General features: G+C 42.6%; 4 protein-coding genes and 1 pseudogene. 3 read left to right on the top strand and 2 right to left on the bottom strand.

The genetic code is table 11. The features are described from left to right. Window positions 1–259 (bottom strand): annotated as a pseudogene (locus tag Q0241_RS10380) (phosphate acetyltransferase); the annotation flags it as partial. A gap of 190 nt (window positions 260–449) precedes the next feature. After that, complete coding sequence (locus Q0241_RS10375) at window positions 450–1,979, bottom strand: PLP-dependent aminotransferase family protein (protein WP_299377060.1); 1,530 nt, start codon at window positions 1,977–1,979, stop codon at window positions 450–452. A gap of 209 nt (window positions 1,980–2,188) precedes the next feature. Here Q0241_RS10375 and Q0241_RS10370 point away from each other — a divergent pair, with 209 nt between their 5' ends. The 3 genes from Q0241_RS10370 to Q0241_RS10360 form a co-directional block, all read left to right on the top strand. Beyond that, complete coding sequence (locus tag Q0241_RS10370; protein ID WP_299377058.1) at window positions 2,189–4,372, top strand: methyl-accepting chemotaxis protein; 2,184 nt, start codon at window positions 2,189–2,191, stop codon at window positions 4,370–4,372. A gap of 910 nt (window positions 4,373–5,282) precedes the next feature. Continuing rightward, window positions 5,283–6,422, top strand: coding sequence for an extracellular solute-binding protein (locus Q0241_RS10365; RefSeq protein WP_299377056.1), 1,140 nt, complete (start codon window positions 5,283–5,285; stop codon window positions 6,420–6,422). Between the two features lie 110 nt (window positions 6,423–6,532). After that, a partial coding sequence (locus tag Q0241_RS10360; RefSeq protein ID WP_299377054.1) for an ABC transporter ATP-binding protein occupies window positions 6,533–7,047 on the top strand: 515 nt, incomplete at its 3' end.

Genomic DNA, 7,047 nt, shown 5'->3' with positions numbered 1-7,047 from the left:
TTTTTGCTGCTGTTTCTTCATCTGCTGCGTGGTGAATTTCGATCTTTGATAGATTCCACCCCATATCTTTTGATAATTTGGATATGATTGATTTGTCTCCAACGAGAACAGGTTCTATCAATCCTGCCTTTTGGGCGAGGTGGGCGCTTTCCATGGCGATGGGGCTGGTTGCATTGACGATAGCTGTACGTGCTGGCGCATATTGAGCAGCATTATGCAGCAATGCATTGGGGCATTCTATTGGCTGCTGACTCAACATGAATTGTTCCTCGTTTGTTAAATAATACCAGTCAATTAACCGAAGAACTCTCTGATTGATTCTCAGAGCTTTGCTTGGGTAATTTAACGGAATAAGTTCCGAGGTAATTCTTTCCAGTCTTAGAGGTTGAGGATAGCTCCATTTGGACCCATTCGATGAGTCCAACAGGAGTCCAAAAATTTGGCTTCGTTTATCTGCTATCTATTTGTATTGCCGGGGGATGTCTTTTTTCTCTAAGCATCCGGTCAATTGTTTTTCCCAACCGCTTGATTCCATGTTCGATTTTTGCATTTTCGATGGAGGTGAAACCGATGCGAATATGTGTGTCCGGCGCGGGTGATTCCAGAAAGAAAGGCATTCCTGATTCTATTAATACCCCATCTTTGTAAGCTTCTTTGACGAGCAAATTTGCGCTTATACCTTCGGGTATTTTTATCCAGTAAGATGTCCCCCCGGAAGAATGGGAATAGCTACATTCGGGGATATAGGTTTTTAATGCTTTGTGAACAGAATTCCATCTGTTGTGCCATTTACGACGCAGGCTATAGATAAGGCTGTCGTAGTATCCAAGCGATAGGAAAAGCGCCACGGTACGTTGATTGTTACTGGGGGTGTAACGGACAACCAGTCTGCGGTAAAATTTAAGTTCTTCAATAAGTTCGGGTGCTGCGACGATGTATCCAATGCGCAAGCCCGGAAAAAGAGTTTTAGAGAGACTACTGGTATAAATAACCCGGTCGCTTGTATCTAATGCCTTTAGGGCAGGGCTTGCTGATTTAAAATAGTTGATTTCGTTTTCGTAATCATCTTCGATGATGAGGAAATCCTGCTCATTGGCTTTTTCCAGAAGCCTACTGCGTCGTGAAAGTGGCATGGTTATCGTTGTCGGGCATTGGTGGCTCGGCGTTACAAAAACATAGTTGCAATCATTCAAATGATCATCAACAACCATCCCCTTTTCGTCGACAGGGATAGGGGTAATGTTTGGTGTGAAAAGTCGCATAATGTTTTTTGCATCAGGGTAACCCGGATTTTCAATGCCAACACGCGTATGTTGGCGAACGAGTAACCCGGCGAGAAGGTATAACGCATTTTGCCCCCCCAGTGTGACGAGGATTTGGTCGCTGGATACATGGATACCGCGGGCTGGAAGCAATCTGGTTCTTATCTGTTCGATCAGCTGGGGATCGTCATAAATTTTATCGTCATGGATCCAGTCCGCCATATCCCGTGTGCTCAGGGCTAGCCTGCTACATTCACGCCAGGCGGTAAGGGGAAAAAGACGTTTGTCTGGCTGGCCATAAACAAAGGGAAAAGGAATGTCTTGCCAATCTTTGGGGAGATTCAGGTAGTGTTGCTCTGAAGGGCGCATAAAAAAACGGTTGGTCCACTCCGGTTTTTCATATTCGGGTTGCTCAGACGCTTTTGGTTCTTTTCGCGAAAGCTTGGATTGTTCTAAGCTTTCCACAAACTCTTCATTGACGAAAATACCACTTCGTTCACGTGTGACGAGATAACCATCATCAGTCAGACCTTGATAAACCAAAATAGCAGTATTTCTGGACACCCCTAAATCATTGGCCAACTTTCTGCTGGAAGGTAACTTGAACCCTGCAGGCAGAGTACTATTCAAAATAGCATTTAGAATAGCGCGGCGAAGCTGACTTTGAAGAGACTCTCGACTTTTCTTTTCTAAATGGAAAAGGATATCACTCGCCAATTCTTATTCCCCCTGACACAAGACTCGAGATCAAAATTCGATTTAAACATCTTTAAATTAGTGGGTGCTAATCTAGGCCATCTTTTCCTAAAGCATAGCATGCTTCTGGACTGGACTCATTAATATATTGAATTGGTCCTATTTAGAGGGTGGTTGTCCCCAAATAATGTTGTCTTTTAGTGGCTTATAAAGCCTGACAGGAGAGTGATGTGTCTGATACAGAAATTAATGCAGAGATTGATGTGGATGATGTCGTCGAAAAAACATCAGGTAGAAAACAAGCTTTAAAAGTAAAAACCAAACTTATGTTGGCAGTTGGTAGTATTGTTTCTACTACTCTGCTCGCCAGCTTGGTCAGTTGGTTGTCTTTTGATGGTGTAAGTATTGCTTTCGAGCAAATATCAAAGAAAAGCATTCCTCAAATGTCGATTGCTTTAGAGCTTTCGGAAACTGCTACGAATATTGCGTCATCGGCACCTGCTCTTATCACAGTTAAATCTCAACAGGAAAAAAACGATGTCTTTGCTTCTCTTCAGGAAAAGGAGGCTTTGCTTGATGATTTGATTGTTGCATTGAATGAAAGCGGCTTTGATCAGGAAACAAGTAAACTCCTTGAGCAAACGTCTGAAGAATTAAAGGGTAATTTGTCGGGATTGAATTCCTCAGTTGCTCAACAATTAGATCTCAATACACGTAGTCTTGCATTGATGAGCGAACTTTTGGCGACTAAGCGTGAGTTCGATGGGATTGTCGGGCCTTATCAAGAAGCGGCTAGGAAAACCGTTGAAGATACAATCGATGCCTCTTTCGGTAGCACGGACGTTACGAATCAGTTAATCGAAATTCTGATATCTGTCACTCGAAGTCAGGTTTCGTCTTCGCTGCAAGTTGATACCAATCAGATTTTTTCTTTACTTGCAGAAGTCGCGACATACCAGGAGCAAGACCGTATTGAAGTCGCAGAGACAGAAGTCAAAGAGGCAGCGAGAAGAAATAAAGATAATATATCTCTTATCAGTGATGATATATCGCAAGAAGCAATTAAAATTAGAGAGCTCGCGAAAAAAATAGATGCTTTATTATTAGGAGAGGAGAATGTCTTTTCGTTGCGAATTGCTCAAATCTCGGAAAATAATAATTCTAACGAACTTCTGATTAATAATGCAGCGCTTTCTAATGCTCTCAAAAACTTGGTAGATAAGATTGCGGGATCAGCTGAAGATGGCGCAATTTCCTCTGTTATGCTTTCAAGTAAAGCGGTGACGGATGGAAAAATATGGCTTTTGGTCATTCTTGGAATCTCTGTCGCGCTCGCCGCAGCCGTAATGTATTTTGTCGTGAGTAAAATGATTATTTCCCGATTAGTATCCCTGTCTGAGGCGATGAAAGAAATATCCGAAGGGGATCTGTCCATTGAAGTGCCAACGGGCCAACAAGATGAAATTGGTGAAATGGCTTCTGCGTTGAATGTTTTCAAAGAAAATGCGCAGCATGTTGAACGCTTGCGCAAAGAACGCGAAGAAGCAAAAGCAATTGCTGAACAAAAACGCAAAGAGGAAATGGATGCGCTTGCTGATCAGTTTAATATTCGGGTGAAGGGAATTGTTTCAAGCGTTCAAACGTCAGTTTCTCAACTTGGTCAAACAGCTCAAGAAATGAATGCGACGGCAACTCAGGCACAAAACAAGTCATCCCAAGCATCAGAGGCATCTTCCGACGTTTCTGTAAACGTGGAATCTGTTGCCGCAGCATCTGAAGAATTAACGGCTTCGATCGAAGAGATTAGCCGACAAACGTCGATGGCGGCAACAGCTTCGAGAGAGGTCAGCACAGATGCTCAGGCAACAAACCGTGCCGTAGATAGCCTTTCAGACGCCGCGGAGAAAATTGGTGCGGTTGTCGATTTGATTAGTGAAATTGCTGATCAGACAAATTTACTTGCTTTGAATGCAACCATTGAAGCTGCAAGAGCAGGGGACGCTGGTAAAGGCTTTGCTGTGGTTGCATCAGAGGTGAAAAATCTCGCCACCCAAACGGGAACTGCGACAGACGATATTTCTTCCCAGGTTACAACAATTAGGGACACAGTAAGTGTTGCTGCTGATGCGATTACTAAAGTGACTAAGGCGGTAGGTAATGTGGATGAAATTACAGCTGGTATTGCTGCGGCCGTCACAGAACAGACATCCGCGACGGGTGAAATGTCTCGTAATGTCAGGTTGGCTGCTGATGGAACCAGTAGAGTCTCTAAAAACATCAGTGATGTTATGCGAGCTTCTGAAGAGACAGGCCAAGCAGCTGGCGTTGTTCTTACATCTTCTGAACAGTTGACGGCAGAACTATTGTCTTTATCGAAAGAAGTCGATGATTTTATGCTAGAGATACGTAAATAAATACAAGACCAACTTTCTCTTCTTGCCTGTCGTCAATCTCGCGAAGTTGGACTCATATAGTTTTTCCTGTTGGTACTATAAACCACGGCTAATTCATTTACCGTAATATCTGAAAATCATGAGGAGTACTTTGAATTAAACGAATGAATTAAGATATTCGAATGAATTGATTAGGTAATTATTCTGAATAAAAATACAGATTTAATTACCAACAGGTTCCTGAAATGTTTTTGGGTGTAAAAATATCCCGTTGATAAATAGATTTAGGAATAATCATCAAAATGATGTATTTTAGTTCTCGTGGCTCTTAAAGGATTACTTCTTTTGTGTTCTGTTCCCTGGCTTATAAATCAGTGAAGCGGGGCGAGTACTTTAACTGTTTTGCCGTTGTTGATACCAGTTTCCACGTCCTTTTCTCTGGTTCTTCAAGGGTAAGAAAATAGTCAACGTTTGAATTGATTTAGATAATAAGTCAAAAATCAGTTCTACCGATTGATAAGTACAACTGGTCGTTCAATTTTATTGTGAATGATTATGTATAGGGAGCGAAAAATGGGTTTTGCCCAAGAGCAAAATGTCATTCGGGGATGTTCTTGGTGATGGCCGGCGCTTTATCAAGAAAAATACTTATTCAGCCTTTTTGGTGTACCCGCTTCTTTACAGAGCTTATGCGGTTTTTATTGTTCTCAATCATAATCAGACTATTTGCTTTGAAACAAAGCCAGTTATTTCGCGCGTTTACAATCCAATCTCAGGGAGGTGCCGAGGAAAGTCTATCTTTTAAAGTTAATCTTAAGTGAAGTCTAAAGTCATAAACATTAACCAGCCATGAGTTGCAAACAATTGCACATTCAGGTCTGTGAACAGGGACCCTCCTCGTTGATAAGATGAAGGAGTATGGGAGAAAAAAATGACAATACTTAAAAAAACTACAGTAAGCCGTCGTAAAGTTCTAAAAGGTGCTGCAATCGCTGGCGCTTCAACATTGGCTGCGCCCGCATTTATCAAAAGTGCGCTTTCCTCTTCCGGAGAGCTGAATGTGATGATGTGGTCCGATTACCTTCCGGAAGAATTTAAGGAAGCGTTCAAGAAAGAAACCGGGATTACAATCAATCATACTGGTATTGGGTCTAACGAAGAAATTATCAATAAACTTCGTGCGACACGCGGTCGTGGATTTGATGTTATTTCGCCGACAAATATGCGCGCACAACAGTGGCAACCCCTTAACCTGTTGCAGCCTTTTGACATGAACAAAGTTAAGGTTGACCGTGTTAACGCAGCAATGGCTAAAGTGGGTGAAACTGACTGGAATTTTGATGGGAAAGGATCTCATTGGCTCCCTCAGTTATGGGGAACAGAGGCCGTTGCATGGCGCACAGATAAATGGACACCTGAAGGCGGCGTACCTAGTTATGGCGATCTTTGGAAAGATGGTGGTGAAAACACAATGATGGGCCGTCCGCACTCTATGATGCTTGGTGCGGGTCTTTACATGGAAACCATCGGTGAACTTGCACCGGGTGATGTCAAGCGCGCTTACAATAGCGAAGATGATATGAAGGATGTGTGGTCCAAGATCACTAAATTCTGTATTGATCGCAAAGCAAACGTCAAGAAATTCTGGAATGATGCTGATGGCCAGAAAAACGGCTTGATGCAGGAAGACGTTATCATGGGGCAAACTTGGGATGGCCCAATCCTTGCGCTGAAAGGCGAAGGAAATCCAGTTCAGTATCAGGCACCCAAAGAAGGTGCTTTGGCTTGGGTTGATGGTCTTGCTATGCCGAAGGGTGCCAAGAATATTGATCAGATCTACGCTTTCCTAGAGTTCTCATATCGTCCTGAAAACGGTGGTCTAACTGCGAATTTGACCGGATATAACTCTGCTGTGATCGGTGCCGATGCGCACCTTTCAGAACAATCCAAGAAGAATTTTGCAGAAGCTTATCCGGGCGATGCTCTTGATAACCTCTTTGCTTGGCCTGCTGAGCCAACTTGGTATGCACAGCTTCGTACAGAGTTCCGCGATAAATTCGTGGCAGCTTAACCTGTAGGTGAGTTCGGTAAGGGGCACAGAATTTTCTGTGCCCCTCTTCATCCTTAAAATAATTATTTTCGGGATTTTATCTTTCCCGAGAGAGTGGTCGTGGGGTCCTCATGAGCTCAGGTGTAGATTTAGAACATGTAACAATCCGTTTCGGTGATTTTACCGCTGTAGACGATGCTAATTTAGCAATTAAAAAGGGTGAGTTTTTCAGTTTTCTTGGCCCATCCGGTTGTGGTAAAACGACCCTTCTTAATTTGTTAGCAGGTATTGGTAATGACCGCCAACAAAAAATTAATTACTTCGGAGATAATGGAGTAGAAATCAATTCGCCCAAACTAGGATATATTTTTCAACAACCTCGTTTAATGCCTTGGATGACGGTAACAGAAAATATTCAATTAATATTACCGGAAGATCAACATCATCAAGTGGATCATTTACTAGAATTAGTCGGGTTAACCGATAAAGGTAACTGCTTTCCAAAACAACTTTCTGGTGGTATGCAACAACGTGTATCGATTGCCAGAGCCTTAGCCTTTGAACCAAACTTATTACTTATGGATGAGCCTTTTGGTGCGCTTGATGAAATCACCAGGGAAACCATGAATGATGAGCTTCTCAATAT

This window comes from uncultured Kiloniella sp. (genome assembly GCF_937128705.1).
Classification (GTDB): Bacteria; Pseudomonadota; Alphaproteobacteria; order Kiloniellales; family Kiloniellaceae; genus Kiloniella.
This window is presented reverse-complemented; position numbering and strand designations above follow the sequence as displayed.

What these genes read in the sequence shown, in the direction of transcription:
- Q0241_RS10365 (WP_299377056.1), top strand. Translation starts at nt 5,283, where the DNA reads ATGACAATACTTAAAAAAACTACAGTAAGCCGTCGTAAAGTTCTAAAA.